The sequence below is a fragment of the Myceligenerans halotolerans genome, from assembly GCF_054782975.1.
Genome location: NZ_BAAGRL010000022.1, coordinates 43800 through 63424, shown reverse-complemented (window position 1 = coordinate 63424; position 19625 = coordinate 43800). Strand labels below are relative to the sequence as shown.

Sequence of the window (19625 nt, the reverse complement as noted above, 5' to 3'; positions counted from 1 at the left end):
GATCCGCCCGCGTCCACGTCGACGCAGGTCCGTCCGATACTTTCGTGAGCCGTCCGGCGGGCGGCAAGGAACGGCCGGGGGCCGAAACGTTTAGCGGGGCGCCGGCACTGCCGGCGCCCCGTTCACAGCCCCCGGGCGAACTCGCTGATCAGCGACGGCACCGCGGCGTCGAACCCCGCGACGTCGAGCATCCCCGGGTCGGCCGGGTCGGCGATCGAGAACTCGGTCGCCGTCATGCCGACGACGACGAGCCGTGCCGCGATCCCCGAACGCTCCCGGTACTCGCGCAGTGCCTGGTACGGGTGCACCTCGCCGTGCCACGTCTCGTTGTCCGTGTAGACGACGAACGTGTCGACCTCCAGGCGCTCGCGGGTCGCGTGCAGCATCGGCTGCGCGCAGTCCGTCGCCCCCATCGGCAGCGAGTCGACCACGCGCAGGGCGTCGTCGAGCCGCTGACGCGGCGAGATGCGCAGCGGCGTCAGGGCGGGCGGACGGCCCCACCCGTTCGCGCCGCCACCGGTGTCCGCGGTGAAGCCGACGGCGGTCGCCGTCGGTTCCGTGGCGAGCTGGACCAGCGCGAGCGCCGCCGCGGCCTCCCGGGGCGTGATCGGCAGGCCCGAGATCGTCGTGAAGCCCATCGACCCCGACACGTCCACGGCGAGCATCGTCCGCGTGCCGGACGGCTCGACGGCACCGAAGGCCGCGTAGAACGCGGCATCCAGCGCGTCGGCGACCGCCGGCGTCGGCTCCCACGTGCCGGCACCGCGTGCGGACCGCCCCGAGGCGTACGTCCGCTGCGCCACCAGCGCGTTCACCGGGTGCACGCGGGCGCGGCGCAGCCGCTCCGGGTCGGCCAGCAGCGCGGCCACCTGGGCGGTCCGCCCGCCCGCGGCGGGCAGCATGCCGAGACGCGTCAGCCGCGGGAGCTGGCGCATCAGCGCCGTGGCGGGTACGCCGACGTCGAGCAGGGCGTCCCAGACCGCGGTCTCACCGAGCGCGGCATCGGGCAGCATCTCCCAGGTCAGGCCCGCGTCGCGCACCAGCGCGGCCCAGGTCGCGACGTCGGAGGTCTCCTGCGCGCGCACGAACGACTCGATCAGGCGCGGGGTCGCGTCACCGGTCGCGCCGTGGGCGATCCAGTCGAACGTGGCCCGCAGGGCCGGGTCTGCGGTGACCGGGTGCGCCAGCCGCAGCAGGTCGCGGTGCGACCACCCGTCGCGCTGCCGGTACTTGACCGCCTGGTAGGCGACGGCGGCCACGTCCTTGTCCGTGTACCACCGGCCGACGGCGCGGCGCAGCCCGCGACCCCAGCCGCGGAACTGCTCGACGTAGCCCGCGAACTGGAACAGGTGGGTACCGGTGCGCGCCACGCGCGGCAGCGCCGCGAGAGCCGCCGGGGCACTGCTCGGCACCGACGTCGCCGCGGCCAGCGCGAACAGCGCCGGCTGCTGCCGGGGCGCGGCACCGCGCGTCGAGACGTCCACGATGGTGCGGACCAGCGTCTCCGGGTCCTGCTCCGCCATGCGGAGCACGAGCGCGGCGTTGTCCCGGGCGAGGTCACGAGGCGCGGCGTAGTAGGTGCCGCCCTCGACGCCGAGCGTGAGGAAGCGGCGCAGCCGCGCGGCGTCGTCGAGCACGAAGGTGTACCCGCCGGCCACGTTCCGCTCCTGGCGGGCGTAGGCCTGCTCGTGCTGCGGGGTCCGGCGGCGGCTGATGGCGCGCAGGATGTCCATGGGTACTTCCCTCCTCGTACGTGGGGACGACGACGGCGGTGGCCGGGTCGGTCTGTTCGGTGCGGACATGCCGAGGCGGTGGCGGGGTGTCCCGTGATGGACACCCGCCACCGCCCCGGTGGTGAGCGGGCGTGTGACGCCACCGGTGGTAGAACACCCGGCGAACCGGGCGGTGGCAGAACACCCGGTGAACCGGGCGCGGGGCTCGAACCCGCACTGCCATGGCCAGGTAACCGATCGGCTCCGGCCCGCTCCGACGAGGTCCGGGCGGGCGTGTGATCGACCGCCGGGACGACTCATGCTCTGCCAGTTGAGCTACGCCACCCGAAGTGACGGCGGGACTCGAACCCGCAACCCTGAGTACCAAGGAGTTAACCGACCGTCTCCGGCCCGCCCGGTACCTCGTCCGTTGTTCAGTTGTCCGGGCGTGAGCCTAGAACGGGGCCGACGACGTCCGCGACGTTATTTCCGGTCCGGTGGTCGTTGTCCGCGACTCGCCGTGCCGGGGTGCGGGTGGGCGAGATCTTCGATGCAGCAAGTTGTCCACAGATTATCTGGAACCTCAAATGTGCGGATGCGTGTGCGAGTTCATGATGCGAGAATAGGCACCATGATGCTTCGTCGGGTAAGTCTGCTGTGGAGCGGCGTGGACGCCGCTGCCGGTGGTGCTGCGCCCGTAGCGACCGTGTCCGACGGCGGTCGTGGGGCACGCAACACGACCCTGCGGACTGCTGCCGGCGAGGCCGGGCCGGTGGCGCTGGCTGCGATGAGCAGTCGCCCGGTCGAGCCCGCGAAGCGTGTCGCGGCCATGGTCGCCACGCCGGAGGTTCCGACGCTGGAGGATCTGGCTCGCGCGGTGGACGACGTGGCGGAAGCAGAGGCGCGGGTGGCCGCGATGTCAGGTCGCATGATGGCCGCCGTCGAGCGCGCACGCCGTATCGCCGAGCAGGTCTCCCGTGACGCGCTGGTCGACACCGAGGCGGCGGCCAAAGCGACCCGTGCGCAGGGCCGGCGTGGCACGCTGGCCGAGTGGGTGGAGAACCTGGCCCGGCGCGGCCTGGCGGCGGAGCTGGGTGCGGTGATGCAGGTGGCCGGTCAATCCGCGGCAGGGCTGCTGACCGACGCCGAGATCCTCGCCTCGACAGGGGTGAGGGTCCTCGACGAGTTGTTGGACGGACGCATCTCCCTGGCCCACGCCCGGGCGATGGCGTCCCAGCTTGCGGGCTTGGATCCCGAGGTCGCGGACAAGGTGACCGACGAGATGATGAACCCTCCCGTGGTCGAGGATCCTGAGCAGGCGGACGGTCCGCCGCCCCCGCCCGCGCAGGTGTTCACCGGCGGCGTGCTCTCCCCTGGCCAGGTGCGTCGTCGTGCCCGCAACGCCAGGGAGAAGCACCATCGCGAACCGCTGGACGTGCGGTGCCAGAAGGCGGCCGACCACAGGTTCGTGCGCCTGGAGGAGGTCGGCGACGGCATGGCGCACCTCGAAGCGTTCCTGCCGAGCGTGACCGCTCACGCGATCGACGACCGGCTGCGGACCACCGCGAACCAGGCACGCAAGCACGGCGACCCGCGCACGCGCGCTCAGCTCCGGGCAGACGCACTGACCGAGCTGCTCCTCGCCGCGACGCCCGGTTCCGCGACGGCCGGCCCCGAGACGGGCGACGTGCCCGTCCGGGTGACCGGCGACGGCGTGCCCGCAGGAACGCCTTGGACCGACGAAGCGCTGACCTGTCGCGTTCATGACCACGGCGGCGGGGCCGGCGACGGCGGCGAGGGCTGGGACGGCAGCGTCGACGGGAAGGAGGACCGTGAGCGGAGCGCACCCGGTCACGCCCTCCACGCCGACGAGCGCGACGGCTGGATGTGGTTGGCGCCGCTGGCGCGGTCGATCCGCCCCGTGGTGCACGTGACCGTGCCACTGCTGCGCGTTGCCGGTCTCCTGCACCACGAGGAACTCGACCCGGGTGCCGGACCGGCGATGCTGGACGGGCAGGTCCCTGTCGACGACGAGACCGCTGCCCGGCTGATCGCGCAGGCACCCAGCCTGCGGCGCCTGCTGACGCATCCCGAGACCGGCGCGGTGGTGTCGGTCGGCAGGGACTCCTACGCCGTGCCCGCGGATCTGCGCGAATACCTCAAGCTCCGGGATGTGACCTGTCGCTGGCCCGGATGCAGCGCTCGTGCCGAACGCTGCGACATCGACCATGCCACCGACTGGGCCCACGGGGGCCGTACCGACCACGACAACCTGGTGCACCTGTGCAGGGCGCACCACATCACCAAGCACCAGACCCGCTGGACCTCGGATCTGGCGCCCGACGGCACCATCACCTGGACCAGTCCCACCGGCCGCCGATACACGACCCACCCGCAAGGACACCTCACCCGCGACACCCCGAGGGAGGGCGTCACCCGCGAGATCCCGAAGCAAGGCGTCCCCGGCAACAGGACCGACAACGGAAGCACAGGCTCTCTCCGACCGGACGACGCCGTGCCCTTCTGATCCGTTCCTGGTCGCCCTGACCCGTTCCTGGTCGCCGTATGAGGCTGACCTCGGTCACGGTCCGGTGACGATGTGTCGTTTCCGCGCAACGAACCGGGCATCCCACCCGTCTCCTCTCATGGAGAACGGCACGCGCCGACCCTGAGCAGGGGAGACACGCGCCGACGGCGGGCGACGACGGCCTGGCGGGCCGCGGGCCGGATGGCGTGCCCGCCACACGAGAGAACGGAAAGCCATGGACGACGGCGCGACACGCAAGATGACGATCGGCACCCTGGGTGTGGTGGCACTGGCGGCCGCGCTCGTCACGGCCAGCAGCAGCGAGGCCCGGGAGAGCAGGGCAGACGCACCCGCCACGCCGTCGGCCACCAGCACCGATCCGACGGGGGGCACCATGTCGGCCGCCTCCCTGGAGTCGGCGCTGGACGCGCGGCGCGCCGCCGAGCAGGAGAAGGCCGCCGAGCGCCGCGCCGACGCCGAGGCTCGGGTTGCCGCCGCGAAGGCCGCCGAGGAGGCCAAGGCAGAGGCGAAGGCCAAGGCCGAGGCAAAAGCCAAGGCCAAGGCGAAGGCCGAGGCAAAAGCCAAGGCTGAAGCGGAGGCCAAGGCCGAGGCGGAGCGGGAGGCCCGCCTGGCCGAGATCTCGTCCGGCGAGCAGGGCGAGCACGTGGCGCGGATGCAGGAGCGCCTGCGGGAGCTCGGCTATCAGGTCACGTCCGCGGACGGCGTGTACGGCGGCGAGACCTGGCAGGCGGTGGTCGCCTTCCAGAAGGTCGCCGGTCTGGGCCGGGACGCGGTGGCCGGACCGGCCACCAAGAAGGCTCTGGACAACGGCGTGGTCCCGGTCTCGCGTTTCGGCGGCACCGGCATCGAGGTCGACCTCGCCCGGCAGGTGCTGCTCGTCGTCGAGAACGGCAAGGTGATCCGGACGTTCAACGCGTCGTCGGGCAACGGCGAGAGCTACGAGGCCCTGGGCGCCCGGTACGTGGCGCACACCCCCACGGGCAGCTACGCCATGTACCGGCAGGTGGACGGTGTCCGGGAGTCGTCCCTCGACCTGGGGAACATGTACCGGCCCAAGTACTTCAACGGCGGCATCGCCGTGCACGGCTCGCCGTCGATCCCCGCCTACCCGGCCTCGCACGGCTGCATCCGCGTGTCCAACGCCGCAATGGACTGGATCTGGTCCTGGGGCGCTCCCATCGGCACCCCGGTCCACGTGTACTGACGCGGCACGGTTCAGTCGATCGGCAGGGCCAGGAGACCCTGGACCGTCTCGACGAGGTCGCGGCCGACGACGTCCGGGGCCGCGAAGATGTCCGGGAACTGGTCGTCGAGGCGGGCCACCCAGCCCGTGGTGAGGCCGGCGCGATGAGCGCCATGGGTGTCCCAGGCGTGCGCGGCCACCAGGGCGACCTGCCCCGGCTCGACCCCCGTGCTGTGTACCGCGTGGCGGTAGATCTCCGGTGCGGGCTTCCACCGCCGTACGTCGTCGACCGAGAGGACCTGCTCGATGTCGTCGTCGAGGCCGGCACGCCGCAGCAGCCGGGCGGTGTTCCGCGCCGAACCGTTGGTCAGCGTCACCAGCCGGAGGCCGGCGTCCCGGGCGAGGCGGACCGCGGGCAGGACGTCGGGGTGGGGGTCGAGCTCGGCGAATCCCGCGAGGACGACGCCGGCCGCCTCGTCGTCCAGCGCGGGCGACGTGGCCGATCGCAGGGCGTCGGCGGCGACGTCGCCGAACGGGCGGTAGCTGCCACAGGCCGCGAGGGCGAAGCCGTCCCGCAGGAGGCGCGAGAAGAACAGCTCCAGCACGTGACCCGGCTGCCCGGCGTCGATCAGCCGCCGGCGGACCGGCTCGAGCGGGAACAGCGTCTCGATGACGTCGAACGCGATGACCTGAGGACGTTTCGCCATGTCACGATCCTTCCGCCGCGCGACGGGCCGGGCAAGCCCACGACTCGATCACCACGTTCGCTGCGATGCGAGTGCGCGGGGGGACGGCGCTAGGGTTGCACTCCGTGATCGACGATCGTCTCGGGCTCGTGCCCGCACCCGTGTCGCTGGAGACCGGGAGCGGCACGGTCACGCTCGGTGACGGGGCGCGGGTCGCCGCGGACGCGGCCCTCAGGCCCGCCGCGCGGTGGTGGCGCGGGGTCACGGAGGCGGCGTTCGGCGTCGAGTTCATGCCCGACGACGGCGGTGCGGGCGACGCAGACGTGGTTTTCGTCCAGGTGGGCGACGTGCCCCCGGGCGGCTACCGCCTGAGGATCGCCGCCGTCCCGGACGCGGTCGGCGGGCGCGGCACACCCGCGGAGATCTCCGAGACCGCCGGGAGCCCCGCGGTCCACCGCCGGAGCCCTGCCGCTCACCAGCCCCCGCCGCGCCGACCGGGCCGCGTGCACGTGGAGGCCGCCGATCCCGACGGCGCGCACGCCGCCGCCCAGACGTTGCGGCAGCTGGCCGGGCCGGGCGCGTTCCGCCGTGCGCCCCGGCGCCACGCCACCGCGGGGCCCGGCCACGAGGCGCCGTCGGACACAGTGGAACTCCCGGCCGTCACCGTCACCGACCATCCCCGGTTCGGCCATCGCGGCGTCCTGCTCGACGTCGCCCGGTACTTCCTGCCCAAGCACGACGTGCTGCGATTCGTCGATCTCGCCGCAATGCACAAGCTCAACGTGCTCCAGCTGCACCTCACCGACGACCAGGGCTGGCGGTTCGAGGTACGCCGCTACCCCGAGCTGACGCAGGCGGGCGCGTGGCGCGCGGAGTCCACGGTCGGCACGTGGCGCACCGGCACCGGCGACGGCACACCCCACGGCGGCTTCTACACGCAGGACGACCTGCGCGAGATCGTCGCCTACGCGCGAGACCGGGGGATCACCGTGGTCCCCGAGATCGACGTCCCTGGCCACGTCGAGGCCGCCACCGCCGCCTATCCGTTCCTCGGGACCCGCAAGGACCGCCGCGGCGTGCGCACCACCTGGGGGATCAGCGAGGACGTGCTGGACCCCTCGGACGAGTCGCTCTCGTTCTTCCGCCATGTGCTCGACGAGGTCGCGGACGTCTTCGACGCCCCCTGGATCCACCTCGGCGGCGACGAGGTCCCGCCGGACCGCTGGGAACGGTCGCCGGAGATCCGCGCCCGGGCCGCCGCGCTCGGTGGCCCGCTGAGTGGTCGGTCCGATGTCGAGAAGTCGGTCCCCCGAGGGACCGACCGCACGGACAACGAGCCGACCACCAGACAACAGACCGACCACACCTACCCCGACGTCGCCCGCCTGCACGGCTGGTTCGTCGCGCGGCTGGCCGATCACGTGCGGTCCCTCGGGCGGCGGGCGCTCGTCTGGGACGAGGCGTTCGGCCCCGAGCTGCCGCGCGACGTCGCGGTCATGGCCTGGCGGGCGGGCAGCCCGAGCATCGCCGCGCGGGCGGCCGCCGCCGGGCACGACGTCGTCGTCGCGCCCGAGGCCGCCTGGTACCTCGACCACCGCGGCGGCGAGCACCCGGGCGAGCCGGTCCCGGTCGGCTTCCTCCGCACCACCGAGGACGTCCTGTCCTGCGACCCGGCCTCGGTCGTCGGCGGGGCCCCACCCGGCCGGCTGCTCGGCGGGCAGGCGCAGGTGTGGACCGAGCACCTGGACTCCGCGCGACGCGTCGACTTCGCGACGTTCCCGCGGTTGGCGGCGGTGGCGGAGGTGCTGTGGTCACCGGCGGCCGACCGCGCGCCCGGGACGCCGTCGTCGGCGGAGTTCCTGGAGCGACTGGCCGAGTACCACCTGCCACGGCTCGACGCCTACGGCGTCGAGTACCGCCCCCTCGACGGCCCGCATCCCTGGCAGCGCCGGCCCGCCGTGCCGGGGGCGCCCCGGGATCTGGCGCGCGAGATGGCCGCGGCGCGCGAGGCCGAGACGACGCTCCACGGCCCCGCCGCGGGTGTGTTCGCGGACGTCTTCGCCCGCCCTGGGGGCACGGCCGAGCCGGAACCCGACCAGGCCGCCGTGCCCGGCCTGATCGCATCCGGCCAGGTCGCGGTGCGATCTGCCGCGCCAGGACCTGCGGCGCGATCGGCCGGTTCGGGCTCCGTCCCGCGCAGGGGCGGGCGGCGCACCGAGCACGTCACGACGGTCCGAGGGGTGCGGCTGCCGCTGCCCGACGGGTCGCTGTCCGAGCTCGCCGACCTCCACCTCGCCGACGGGCGGATAGCGCTGGTGACGCGGAGCGGCGCCGGCCCGTCGCCCAGCGACGGCCGGGTACTCGACGCCGACGGCCGCATCGCGCTGCCCGGCCTCGTCGACGCGCACTCGCACGCCGAAGGCGTCGTGTTCGATCCGGACGTGCAGCACTCGCTCCTGCGGCAGGGCGTCACGACGGTCGTGGCCGGGCAGGACGGCGTCTCGTACGCCCCCGGCGACGGAATGTGGCCCGCCGCGTACTTCGCCGCGATCCTCGGCGACCACCCGGAGTACCGCGGGCCCCGCGTCCGCGACCTCCTGGCCTGCTACGACGACACGGTCCCGGTGAACGTCGCGTACCTCGCCCCGCACGGGACCATCCGGTACGAGGTGCTCGGGGACAACCCGAAGCGCGCCACGAAGAAGGACCTCGCGCGCATGCGCGCGCTCCTGCGCCGGGCGCTGGACGACGGCGCCTGCGGGCTCTCCACCGGCCTCGAGTACGTACCCGGCGCGTACGCCGACGAACGGGAACTGGTGTCGCTCGCGGAGGTCGTCGCGAAGCGCGGCCTGCCGCACGTCAGCCACATGCGCGGGTACGAGGACAAGGCCGGTGACGGGTTCGCCGAGCTGGTGCGCATCGCGCGGGCGTCCGGCGTCGCCACCCATGTGTCGCACTACCACGGGCCCGCCGCCGAGCTGACCGGGTACGTCGACGAGGCGCGGGACGCCGGCCTCGACCTCACCTTCGACTCCTACCCCTACCTGCGGGGATGTTCGATCCTGTCGATGGTCTCGCTGCCGTCCTGGCTGCCGCTCGCGGACCCGGACGCCACGGTGGCCGCGCTGCGGGACCCGGCGGTGGTGGCGCGGCTGCGGCGCGAGCACTTCGCGGGGCTGGCGGAGCTCTGGCCGCGCGTCACGTTCGCGTCCGTGCCGGACCAGGGGCGGCGCAACCTCACCTGGGCGGAGGGGCGCACGCTGCCCGACGTCGCGGGCCTGCTCGGGCTCGACCCCGCCGCCGCCGTCATCGAGATCCTCGTGGCGACCGGGCTGCGCGCCACGTGCGTGTTCGCCCAGCCGCCCACGAACTCCGCCGAGTCGGTGCGGGCGCTCGCGAACCATGCCGCGCATCTGGGCGGGTCGGACGCGATCTACCTGGGCGGGCGCCCGCACCCGCGCGGCTGGGGCGCGTTCGCGCGGATGCTCGGCGAGCGAGTCGGCTCCGGGGACTGGTCGTGGCACGACGCCGCGGAGCACCTGTCCGGCCGGGCGACCCGCCGCTTCGGTTTCGCCGGGCGCGGGTCGCTCGCGGCCGGTTCCGTGGCCGACGTCGTCCTGGTCGACCCGGACACGATCCGCGACCGTGCCACCTACGACCTCCCGCGCGTGGTCGCCTCGGGCATCGACGACGTCCTGGTCGGCGGCGTCCCGGTACTCTCGGACGGCCACCTGACGAAAGCGACCCCGGGCCGCCCGGTGCGGCCCGCGCGGCCCGTGCGCCCCGTGCGGGGGCGATGATCCGGCAGGATGTCCCCGTGCGCATCGACGACTTCTCGCTGTCCTGGCCGCTGCTGACCGTCGACCAGGCGGCGCTCGAGCACAACATCGCCTGCGTGGCCGAGGTGTTCTCGGGTGCGGGGGTGGAGTTCGCGCCGCACGTGAAGACGCACATGTCCACCGGGATCTACCGGCGCCAGGCGGCAGCCGGCACCTGGGGCGCCACGGTGGCCACCCCTGCTCAGCTCCGGGAGGTCGTCTGGTGGGGCAAGGTGGGTCTGCGTACCCGGGTCCTGCTGGCGAACGAGCTCACCGACCCGCGCGAGATCCGCTGGCTGCGCGCCGCGCTGGACGCGGGCGACGTCGAGGAGGTCTGGGTATACGTCGACTCGTCCGAGGGCGTCGCGCTCCTGGACGCGGCGTTCGCCGAGGCGGTGTTCCCCGAGCGGCTCGGCGTGCTGGTCGAGGTCGGCGTGCCGGACGGACGCACCGGGGTGCGGTCGATCGCCCAGGTCGCGGCCCTGGCCCGGGAGGTGACGAGTGCGGGTCTGCGGCTCGTCGGCGTCGCCGGGTACGAGGGTCCGGTGGCGGTCGGGGCCGGCGACGCGGAGCTCGAGGCGGTGGCCGGCTGGTGCGCCGACCTGCGCGCAGCGGGCGCCCGGCTCGCGGGCCTCGTCGACGGCGAGGTGGTGCTCAGCGCGGGCGGAAGCGCGTTCGCCGACGTCGTGCTTCGCGAGCTGACCAAGCCGCTGACCGACCCGGCCGGGGCCGCGGTGGCGACGCGCGTGGTGCTGCGCTCGGGCGCGTACGTCGCCCACGACCACGGCCACTACCAGCGCACCGACCCGTGGCGCCGGCTGGGTGCCGGCCCGCTGCGCCCGGCGCTGACGGTGTGGGGCCAGGTGCTGTCGACGCCGGAGCCCGGCCTGGTCATCTGCGCGGTCGGGCGGCGCGACGCGTCGTCGGACATCGACCTGCCGACGCCGCTCACGGTCCGTACCGTGGACGACGACGGCCGCCTCGGTCCGGCGCGCGACCTGCCCGCCGGCTGGGGCGAGGTCACCGCGCTGAACGACCAGCACGCCTTCGTCCGGGTCGGGTCGGCCGCCGCGAGGGAGATCCGCCCGGGCGACGTCGTCGGTTTCGGCATCTCGCACCCGTGCACCACGTTCCAGCTGTACCGCACTGCGTATCTGGTGGACGGCGACGAGATCGTCGAGCCGCTGCAACTCACGTTCCACTGACACGGGGAGAGAGACCCATGACCAAGGAAGCCATCCGGACCGACTCCGCTCCCGCGCCCGCCGCCAGCTACGGCCAGGCCGTGCGGAAGGGCCCGTTCGTGCAGGTGAGCGGGCAGGGCCCCGTGGACCCGGCGACGGGGGAGTACCTGTACGCGGGCGACGTCGCCGCGCAGACCACGCGCACGCTGGAGAACGTGGCCGCGATCGTGGAGGCGTCGGGCGCGACGTTCGACGATGTCGTCATGCTGCGCGTGTACCTCACCTCGCGGGACGACTTCGCCGCGATGAACGAGGCCTACGCCGCGTTCGTGGCGGAGCGCTGCCCGTCCGGCGTGCTGCCGAGCCGCACCACCGTGATGGTGGGCCTCCCGCGTGCGGAGATGCTGGTGGAGATCGACGCCCTGGCGGTCACGGGCTGACCATGGGCACGAGGTTCCCGACCCAGGGATGAGCTTCCCTACGGCCCTTCCCGGGCGATGCGCGGCAAGCTCATGCGCGGGCCGGAAACCTCGTGCGAGCGGGTGAAGTGCGGGCCCATCCCGCCGTGATCGCTGGACTTCGCGCGCCCGAAGAGGTTCAGTAGGGGACCTAACTTACGAGTCGGCGCACAGGGGAGCCGATGCCGGCGGCGTGGTGCGCCGGCCCGTCGGAAGGGTCCCCGCATGAAGAAGAGCATCTGTCTCCTGGCCGCCGCGACGGCCGCGGTGTCTGCCGCGATGTCGGTCCTCGTGGGCTGTTCGCCCGGAGGTGCGGGCGGCGAGCCGAGCGCGTCCGGGGACCGGGAGCCCGCGACCGTGCGGGTGTGGCTGGCCGGCCAGGACACGCCGGAGGCGGCGATCGACCACCTGACCGCCGCGTTCGCGCAGGAACACCCTGATGTGGAACTGCTGGTGGAGCGGCAGCCGTGGAGCGGGCTGGTCGAGGTGCTGACCGATCGCCTGAGCGGCGGGTCGCACCGGGTGGTGCCCGACGTCGTCGAGATGGGCAACACCCAGGCGTCGGCGCTCGACGCCGGAGGTCTCCTCGCGCCGATCACGCCGGAGCAGTACGAGGAACTGGGCGGCGACGACCTGCTGCCCGGTTTCGTGGAGGCCGGCACCTACGACGGCGTGCGCTACGCGCTGCCGTACTACGCGGGTTCGCGGGTGATCTTCTACTCCGAGCGCCTGCTCGGCGACCGCCCGGTCCCGGAGACGCTCGACGAACTGGTGGACACGGCCGTCGGCATGCGGACCAAGGAGTTCTCCGGCATGTGGCTGCCCGAACGCGACTGGTACAGCGCGCTGCCGTTCATCTGGGAGAACGGTGGCTACGTGGCCGAGCAGCGCGACGACGGCACGTGGGACGCGGGCTTCTCGTCGCCCGGCGGTATCGAGGGCATGCGGCAGGTGCAGCGGCTCATGGTGTCGGCCTCCAACGCCCCGGCCGGGGACGACGGCACGGACCTGGTCGTGCCGTTCTGCGCGGGGATCGTGGGCTTCGTCTCGGCGCCGACGTGGCTGCGGTGGGAGATCGAGGCGCCGGAGGAACCCGAGGGTGACGCCATGCCGGGCTGTGCCTCGACCTACGGGCAGGACCTGAGGGCGATCCCGCTCCCGGGAAGCGAGCCGGGCGAGGTGGCTCCCGTGTTCGCGGGTGGGTCGAACATCGCGATGGCCGAGGACTCCGCGAACCCCGAGCTCGTGTACGACGTCATGCGGATCATGCTCGGGGACGAGTACCAGTCGATCCTGGCCGAGAACGGCCTGATCCCGGGGCGCCTGTCGCTGTCGGACGCGGTGGACCAGTCCGACCCGATCGCCGCGGCGGGCGTCGCCGCCGCCCGGCGGGCGCGCCTCACCCCGGCCACGCCCAAGTGGGGCGACATCGAGGACCACGGGATCATCCCGGCGGCCTTCTCCCGGCTGGCCTCCGGGGCCGACCCCGCCGAGGTCGCGAGGGACCTCGACGCCCAGATCGAGTCGATGCTCAACTGGCGCACCGCCGGGTGAGATCCGGTAACGGTCGGGTAACGGCGTCCCTTCGTGATGGACACCACGGCGTTAATCAGGTGTACTAACAAACATGGCGACGACGACACGAAGCAGCGGAAGAGTGGGGGCGCGCCTCCGCGCCACCTCCAAGGTGCTCCCCGAGCACGCCCGGGCGCACAATCGCTCGCTGGTGCTCCAGCACCTGTTCCACGAGGGCCCCACCTCGCGGGCCGACCTCGCGCGAGCCACCGCCCTCACCCGCGTCACCATCTCCGACCTCGTCTCGGTGCTCATCGCCGAGGGCCTCGTCGAGGAGCTCGGCACCCGGCCCGGCCAGCGCGTCGGGAAGCCCGCGATCCTGGTCGGCCTGCGTGGCGACGCGTTCCAGATCGTCTCGCTCGACCTGACCGACGCCGCCCAGATGCGCGGCGCCGTGATCAGCCTGACCGGCCAGGTGGTCGAGCGCCGCACCCTCGACGTCGACGGCCGCACCGGCGAGGAGCTCACCGACCTGGTCGCCCGCTTCGCGCGCCTCCTCGTCGCCCAGGCCACCTGCCCCGTGCTCGGCATCGGCGTCGGGTCGCCCGGCGTCATCGACGATCACGGCCGCGTCATCGAAGCGCCGAACCGCGGCTGGTACGACGTCCCGCTCGCCGAGATCCTCACCGACCGGATCGGCCTGCCCGTCCAGGTCGCGAACGACGCCAACACGGCCGCACTCGGAGAGTTCACCTACGGCGGCGCCGCCTCCGGAATGCTGCTCCTGCTCGTCGGGCTCGGCGTCGGCGCCGGGATCGTCGTCGACGGCATCCGGGTGCACGGCCTGCGCTTCGCCGCCGGCGAGCTCGGGCACACCACCGCCGTCGACGACGGCGAACTGTGCGCCTGCGGCCGCCGAGGCTGCCTCGAAACCGTCCTGTCCACCCGCGCTCTCCGCAGCGCCGTCGAGGGCAAGGACCCCACAACTGCTGACACCGACCTCGCGGAAGTCGGAAGGGTGCTCGGAACGACCCTGGCACCCGTCGTCAGCGCGCTGAACCTCGCCGAGGTGCTGCTGAGCGGTCCTGCGGACCTGCTCGACGGACCCCTGCGGGAAGCAGCGCACGAGACGCTCCAGAAGCGGACCATGCCGGCGGTCAGCGCCGGCCTCCAGCTCCGGATGTCGTCTCTCGGCCAGGACGTGGTGCTCCTCGGCGCCGCCGTCCTGGTCCTGTCCGCTCAGCTGGGGGTGTCGTGAACACACGGGTGTGGTCACGGGCGGGCGCGGCAAGACACCGCACCGACATCACAGGCAAGACCGAGAGGAACAACTTCGTGAGGAAGAACCGTCTCGTCGCCATCACGGCGGCGGCATCCATGACCATGGCACTGGGCGCGTGCTCGTCCGGCGCCGAAGCCGGCGACGGCGACGGCGGCCCGAGCACCGGCGAGGTCCGCGTCTGGCTGGTCGGCACCGACACGCCCGACGAGGCCCGCGACTATCTGAAGGAGACCTTCGAGGAGCAGAACGAGGGCTCCACGCTCGTCATCGAGGAGCAGTCCTGGGACGGCCTCGTCGACAAGTACACGACGGCGCTCGCGGGCTCGGACGCCCCGGACGTGGTCGAGGTCGGTAACACGCAGGCCTCGGCGTTCACGTCGTCGGGCTACTTCAGCGAGATCACCGCCGAGGAGTTCGAGGAACTGGGCGGCGGCGACCTGCTCCCCGGGTTCGTCGAGGCCGGTGACTGGGAGGGCGCGCACTACGCGATGCCCTACTACGCGGGATCGCGCGCGGTGTTCTACAGCCCGCAGCTCGTCGACAACGAGGCGCCGACCACGCTCGACGAGTACGTGGACACCGCGAAGGACCTCTACGCGGAGGGCAAGTTCTCCGGCGTGTGGTGGCCGGGCCAGGACTGGTACAACGCCCTGCCCTTCATCTGGGAGAACGGCGGCTACATCGCCGAGCAGGCCGACGACGGCACCTGGGAGGCGGGCTTCTCCACTCCGGGCGGCATCGCCGGCATGACCCAGATCCAGGACCTGATGGTCAACGCGTCGAACGCGCCGAAGGACGGGCAGGAGACCGACCTGCAGGTGCCGTTCTGCGAGGGGAAGATCGGCTACCTCTCCGCCCCGACGTGGATCCAGTGGTCCATCAACGCTCCCGAGGAGCCCGAGACCGAGGACGGCGTGCCGGGCTGCGCGTCGACGTACGGCGGCGACCTCGAGGCGTTCGCCCTGCCGGGCAAGGACGGCGGCGCCGCCCAGGTGTTCGCCGGCGGTTCGAACATCGCCATCGCGCAGAAGTCCGAGCAGCGTGACCTGGCCTACGAGGCGCTCAAGATCATGCTGAGCGACGAGTACCAGTCGACCCTGGCCGGGATCGGCCTGATCCCCGCGAAGGTCTCCCTGGCCGGTGAGGTCCCGCAGGACAACTCGATCGGCGCGGCGGGCGTCGAGGCCGCGGCCACCGCGAAGCTCACCCCGGCCACGCCGAAGTGGGCCGACGTCGAGGCGCAGACCGTGCTGCAGACCCAGTTCACGCGCCTCGCCAACGGTGAGGACGTGGAGCAGGTCGCGGCCGACCTCGACGCCGAGATCGAGTCGATCCTCAACGGCTGACCCAGCAGCCCACCTTTCGCGGTCCCCCGCCCGGCAGCCCCGGAGCCCGGGCGGGGGACCGTCACACTGCCCCACTGCTTGCCATCCCGTTCGTGATCGGAAGGCCATGAGCTCCCTCGCCACCGAAGCCGCGGCGCCACCCGCGCCGGCGCCCACGCCGTCGCGTCCCCGTCGCCGGCGCCTCCCCACCGTCCCCTGGCTCCTGCTGTCCGCGTCGATCCTGATCCTCGGCGTCCTGACCGGCTACCCGGTCGTGCGGATGCTGATCATGTCCTTCCAGGAGTACGAGCGCGCCCAGGTCATGGGCATGCCTGCCGAGTGGGTCGGCTTCGACAACTACGTCGCGATCCTGACCGACAGCGGCTTCTGGGCCGTCCTGGGCCGCAGCATCCTGTTCATGGTCGTCGCCGTGACGCTGACCATGGTGCTCGGCACGCTCATCGCGCTGCTCATGATGCGCCTCGGCAAGGGGATGCGGCTCCTGGTCGCCGTCGGCCTGCTGCTCGCCTGGTCGATGCCGCCCCTGAGCTCGACGACGATCTGGGGCTGGATCTTCGACACCGAGTACGGCCTCGTGAACAACGTGCTCACCAGGATCACGGGGGACCGCTGGTTCGGTCACTCCTGGCTGCTCGACCCGCTCGGCTTCTTCACCATCCTGACCTTCATCATCGTCTGGGGCGCCATCCCGTTCATCGCCTTCACGATGTACGCGGGACTGTCGCAGATCCCCGGGGAGGTGCTCGAGGCCGCCCAGCTCGACGGCGCCGGCGCGTTCGCGCGCTTCCGGCTCGTCATGCTGCCGTACGTGCGCACCATCGTCACGGTGCTCATCGTGCTCTCGATGATCTGGGACCTCAAGGTCTTCCCCCAGGTCTACGCGCTGCAGGACATCGGCGGCGACCGCGAGAAGACCAGCACCATGGGCGTGTACATCTACCAGATGGGCATGGGACAGGGGCACTTCGGGACGGCCAGCGCCATCGCGTTCATCTTCGTCGCGATCATGCTGCTGCTGTCGGTCTACTACGTGCGCCGCACCATCAAGGAGGAAGAACTGTGAGCCGGGGTAGGTTGGCGGAGCCGGCGGCTCCACCGCGCAGGTCTGGGAGCGCTGCACCCAGCACGAAGGTTCGCAGGTCACCCGCCAGACGCGTGAAGGACGCCGGGTGGGGGCTCGTCGCCGGCGTCGTCTTCGCGCTGTTCGTGTTCCCCGTCTACTGGATGCTGAACACGTCCTTCCTGCCGAACGACCAGATCCGCGGCGAGGAGATCTCGTTCTTCCCGACGCCGGACGTCTTCACGCTCGACAACTACCGCTCGGCGATGTTCAGCGAGGAGCGCGCGCCGTTCGGGCCCGCCGTGCTGAACTCGATGAGCGCCACCTTCCTCACCCTCGTGGTGTGCCTGGTGATCGGCTTCGTCGCGTCGATCGCGCTGACGCGGTTCACCTTCAAGGGGCGGCGCACCTTCATCATCCTCATCCTCGTGATCCAGATGATCCCGGGCGAGGCGATGATCATCTCCCTCTTCCGGATCATCGACGGCTGGGCGCTGATCAACACGATCATCGGCCTTTCCATGGTGTATGTGGCGGGCGTGCTGCCCTTCACCATCTGGACGCTGCGCGGCTTCGTCGCGGGCGTGCCGAAGGAGCTGGAGGAGGCCGCCCAGATCGACGGCTGCTCGCCGGCCGGGGCGTTCTGGCGCGTCACGTTCCCGCTGCTCGCGCCCGGGCTCGTGGCCACGGGCATCTTCGCGTTCATCAACGCGTGGAACGAGTTCATCATGGCGCTCGTCATCATGCAGCGCCCCGACGCGATGACCCTGACCCTCTGGCTGCGTACCTTCCTCATGGTCACGCAGGCCACCAACTGGGGCGCGGTCATGGCCGCCGCGGTCCTCGTGGCGATCCCGGCCGTGATCTTCTTCCTCATCGTCCAGGGCCGGATGTCCGGTGGCCTGGTCGCCGGCGCGGTGAAAGGCTGATGACGAACACGAGCACCAACCGGTCCGGGGCGGCGGCGCACACCGTCGGCCTGGACATCGGCGGCACCAAGATCCTCGGCGCGCTCCTCGACGCCGACGGCGGCCTCGTCGCCACCACCCGCCTGGCCACCGAGCTCGGGCCCGAGGGCGTCGTGCGGTCCGCCGCCCGCGCCGTGCGCGACGTCGTGGACGCCGCCGGTCTCGGCCTGGCCGTCGTGGGGGGCGTCGGGCTGGGCATCCCCGGCATCGTCGACGCCCGGGCCGGCACCGTGAAGCACGCGGTCAACCTCGGCGTCGGCGACGAACTGCCGCTCGCCGAGCGGCTGTCCGCCGCGCTCGGCGGCATCCCCGTCGTCGTCGAGAACGACCTCAACGTCGCCGCCGTCGGCGCCGCGCACGTGCTCGAACGCCAGGGCTCGACCGGGTCCGACGACGGCGCGGGCGCCGCGCTGGCACCCGGCGCGCCCGCCTCCGTCTACCACGAGGACCTCGCGTTCCTCGCGCTCGGCACGGGCGTCGCGTCGGGCCTCGTCATGGACGGCCGTCTGCGACGCGGCGTGAGCGGCGCCGCCGGGGAGATCGGGCACGTGCCCGTCGATCCCGCGGGTCCCGACTGCTCCTGCGGGCAGCGCGGCTGCATCGAGACCTTCGTGTCGGGCACCGCGCTGGCCGCCGCGTGGCCGGCACGGCACGGCAAGCCGTCACCGGTGGAGCTCTTCGAGGCGGCCGATGCCGGTGACGCCGAGGCGATCCGCGTGCGGAAACGGTTCGCCGACGCCGTCGCGGCGGCCGTGCGCCTGCTCGTGCTGACCGTCGACGTGCACTACGTGGTGCTCGGCGGCGGCGTCGCGCAACTCGGGCAGCCGCTGCTCGACGTCGTGCGCGACTCCCTGCGGGAGCAGGCGGAGGCGTCACCCTTCCTCGCGTCGCTCGGGTTGCCCGAACGTGTCACGCTGGCACCGTCGGACGTGCCCGTCGCCGCCGTCGGCGCGGCGGTGCTGGGCAGGCAGGAGGACCGGCCCGTCCCGCAGGGCGCCGGGCAGACGGTAGCCGCGGAGGATGCGGAGGCTGCCGAACCGGCGGCCCTGGCGGGCACGACGACGAAAGGGACACTGACATGGAGGTCGTGATCGCACCGGCCGACGAGCTCGCGCGGCTGGCCGCCGACTCGATCGAGGCGCTGCTGACCGCGCGGCCCCGCACCGTGCTGGGGCTGGCCACCGGATCGAGCCCGCTGAAGGTGTACGACGAGCTGGCCCGGCGCCACAAGGACGGGCTGTCCTTCGCGCACGCGCGCGCGTTCATGCTCGACGAGTACGTCGGGCTGCCCGCCGACCATCCCGAGCGGTACCGGAACGTCATCGAGCGGGAGATCGCCTCGCGTGTCGACTTCGCGCCCGGCGCCGTGCAGGGGCCGGACGGCAACGCCGAGAACCTGGACCGCGCGTGCGCGGACTACGAGGCCGCCATCGCGGCGACCGGCGGCGTGAACCTGCAGCTCCTCGGCATCGGCACCGACGGGCACATCGCGTTCAACGAGCCGGGCTCGTCCCTGGCCTCGCGCACGCGGATCAAGACGCTGACCCGGCAGACCCGCGAGGACAACGCCCGGTTCTTCGGCGGCGCCGCCGAGGCAGTGCCGCGGCACTGCCTCACGCAGGGCCTGGCGACGATCATGTCCGCGAAGCACCTGGTGCTGCTCGCCACGGGCCGGGCGAAGGCGGAGGCCGTCCACCAGCTCGTGGAGGGCCCGGTCTCGGCCATGTGGCCGGCGACGATCATGCAGATGCACCCGCACGCGAGCGTCCTCGTCGACGACGCGGCGGCGAGCCGGCTCCAGCTCGCCGACTACTACCGCCAGACGTACGCGGATAAGCCGGACTGGCAGGCTCTGTAGCCTGGGA

14 protein-coding genes are annotated in these 19625 nt (G+C 72.7%); 12 read left to right on the top strand and 2 right to left on the bottom strand.

Annotated features, from left to right (window positions below; translation table 11 throughout):
* Nucleotides 1-122: 122 nt before the first annotated feature.
* Nucleotides 123-1733, bottom strand: coding sequence for a TROVE domain-containing protein (locus ACYVK5_RS15185; RefSeq protein WP_460706423.1), 1611 nt, complete (start codon nucleotides 1731-1733; stop codon nucleotides 123-125).
* A 610-nt stretch (nucleotides 1734-2343) separates the two neighbouring features.
* Between ACYVK5_RS15185 and ACYVK5_RS15180 the strand changes: the two genes are divergently transcribed.
* The gene (locus ACYVK5_RS15180) at nucleotides 2344-4239 is read left to right on the top strand and encodes an HNH endonuclease signature motif containing protein (RefSeq protein ID WP_460706421.1); all 1896 of its coding nucleotides are present in this window, start codon (nucleotides 2344-2346) and stop codon (nucleotides 4237-4239) included.
* Between the two features lie 235 nt (nucleotides 4240-4474).
* Nucleotides 4475-5464 carry a L,D-transpeptidase family protein gene (locus ACYVK5_RS15175; protein ID WP_460706419.1) on the top strand — a complete coding sequence of 330 codons (990 nt, stop codon included), beginning with the start codon at nucleotides 4475-4477 and terminating at the stop codon, nucleotides 5462-5464.
* An 11-nt stretch (nucleotides 5465-5475) separates the two neighbouring features.
* Here the strand turns inward: ACYVK5_RS15175 and ACYVK5_RS15170 are convergent, their stop codons facing one another.
* On the bottom strand, nucleotides 5476-6150 hold the full coding sequence (locus ACYVK5_RS15170; RefSeq protein WP_460706417.1) for a haloacid dehalogenase type II: 675 nt from the start codon (nucleotides 6148-6150) through the stop codon (nucleotides 5476-5478).
* Between the two features lie 104 nt (nucleotides 6151-6254).
* On the opposite strand from ACYVK5_RS15170, the gene ACYVK5_RS15165 reads away from it, so the two are divergent.
* The 10 genes from ACYVK5_RS15165 (at nucleotide 6255) to nagB (ending at nucleotide 19618) form a co-directional block, all read left to right on the top strand.
* Nucleotides 6255-9929 carry a family 20 glycosylhydrolase gene (locus ACYVK5_RS15165; protein ID WP_460706415.1) on the top strand — a complete coding sequence of 1225 codons (3675 nt, stop codon included), beginning with the start codon at nucleotides 6255-6257 and terminating at the stop codon, nucleotides 9927-9929.
* 17 nt (nucleotides 9930-9946) lie between these two features.
* On the top strand, nucleotides 9947-11152 hold the full coding sequence (locus ACYVK5_RS15160) for an alanine racemase (protein WP_460706413.1): 1206 nt from the start codon (nucleotides 9947-9949) through the stop codon (nucleotides 11150-11152).
* 17 nt (nucleotides 11153-11169) lie between these two features.
* Nucleotides 11170-11571: a RidA family protein gene (locus ACYVK5_RS15155; protein WP_460706411.1), complete on the top strand. Its 402-nt coding sequence runs from the start codon at nucleotides 11170-11172 to the stop codon at nucleotides 11569-11571.
* A 243-nt stretch (nucleotides 11572-11814) separates the two neighbouring features.
* Nucleotides 11815-13143 (top strand): extracellular solute-binding protein, encoded by a 1329-nt coding sequence (locus ACYVK5_RS15150; protein WP_460706409.1) that lies wholly within the window; start codon nucleotides 11815-11817, stop codon nucleotides 13141-13143.
* A 73-nt stretch (nucleotides 13144-13216) separates the two neighbouring features.
* Entirely contained in the window at nucleotides 13217-14362 is a 1146-nt protein-coding gene (locus ACYVK5_RS15145; protein ID WP_460706407.1) for an ROK family transcriptional regulator, read from the top strand.
* A 77-nt stretch (nucleotides 14363-14439) separates the two neighbouring features.
* A complete protein-coding gene (locus tag ACYVK5_RS15140) occupies nucleotides 14440-15732 on the top strand; it encodes an extracellular solute-binding protein (protein ID WP_460706405.1) in 1293 nt (430 codons plus the stop codon).
* Between the two features lie 106 nt (nucleotides 15733-15838).
* Complete coding sequence (locus ACYVK5_RS15135) at nucleotides 15839-16795, top strand: carbohydrate ABC transporter permease (RefSeq protein WP_460706403.1); 957 nt, start codon at nucleotides 15839-15841, stop codon at nucleotides 16793-16795.
* A 92-nt stretch (nucleotides 16796-16887) separates the two neighbouring features.
* Nucleotides 16888-17721: a carbohydrate ABC transporter permease gene (locus ACYVK5_RS15130; protein WP_460706401.1), complete on the top strand. Its 834-nt coding sequence runs from the start codon at nucleotides 16888-16890 to the stop codon at nucleotides 17719-17721.
* Nucleotides 17721-18851: an ROK family protein gene (locus ACYVK5_RS15125; RefSeq protein WP_460706399.1), complete on the top strand. Its 1131-nt coding sequence runs from the start codon at nucleotides 17721-17723 to the stop codon at nucleotides 18849-18851. The genes ACYVK5_RS15130 and ACYVK5_RS15125 overlap by 1 nt, the downstream gene beginning before the upstream one ends.
* On the top strand, nucleotides 18839-19618 hold the full coding sequence (nagB, locus tag ACYVK5_RS15120) for a glucosamine-6-phosphate deaminase (protein ID WP_460706397.1): 780 nt from the start codon (nucleotides 18839-18841) through the stop codon (nucleotides 19616-19618). The genes ACYVK5_RS15125 and nagB overlap by 13 nt, the downstream gene beginning before the upstream one ends.
* The last annotated feature ends 7 nt before the right edge of the window (nucleotides 19619-19625 follow it).

Excerpts from the sequence above, each read along its gene's own strand:
- ACYVK5_RS15185 (WP_460706423.1), bottom strand. The coding sequence starts at position 1,733 with ATGGACATCCTGCGCGCCATCAGCCGCCGCCGGACCCCGCAGCACGAG.
- ACYVK5_RS15180 (WP_460706421.1), top strand. The coding sequence starts at position 2,344 with ATGATGCTTCGTCGGGTAAGTCTGCTGTGGAGCGGCGTGGACGCCGCT.
- ACYVK5_RS15175 (WP_460706419.1), top strand. The coding sequence starts at position 4,475 with ATGGACGACGGCGCGACACGCAAGATGACGATCGGCACCCTGGGTGTG.
- ACYVK5_RS15170 (WP_460706417.1), bottom strand. The coding sequence starts at position 6,150 with ATGGCGAAACGTCCTCAGGTCATCGCGTTCGACGTCATCGAGACGCTG.
- ACYVK5_RS15155 (WP_460706411.1), top strand. The coding sequence starts at position 11,170 with ATGACCAAGGAAGCCATCCGGACCGACTCCGCTCCCGCGCCCGCCGCC.
- ACYVK5_RS15150 (WP_460706409.1), top strand. The coding sequence starts at position 11,815 with ATGAAGAAGAGCATCTGTCTCCTGGCCGCCGCGACGGCCGCGGTGTCT.
- ACYVK5_RS15145 (WP_460706407.1), top strand. The coding sequence starts at position 13,217 with ATGGCGACGACGACACGAAGCAGCGGAAGAGTGGGGGCGCGCCTCCGC.
- ACYVK5_RS15135 (WP_460706403.1), top strand. The coding sequence starts at position 15,839 with ATGAGCTCCCTCGCCACCGAAGCCGCGGCGCCACCCGCGCCGGCGCCC.
- ACYVK5_RS15125 (WP_460706399.1), top strand. The coding sequence starts at position 17,721 with ATGACGAACACGAGCACCAACCGGTCCGGGGCGGCGGCGCACACCGTC.
- nagB (WP_460706397.1), top strand. The coding sequence starts at position 18,839 with ATGGAGGTCGTGATCGCACCGGCCGACGAGCTCGCGCGGCTGGCCGCC.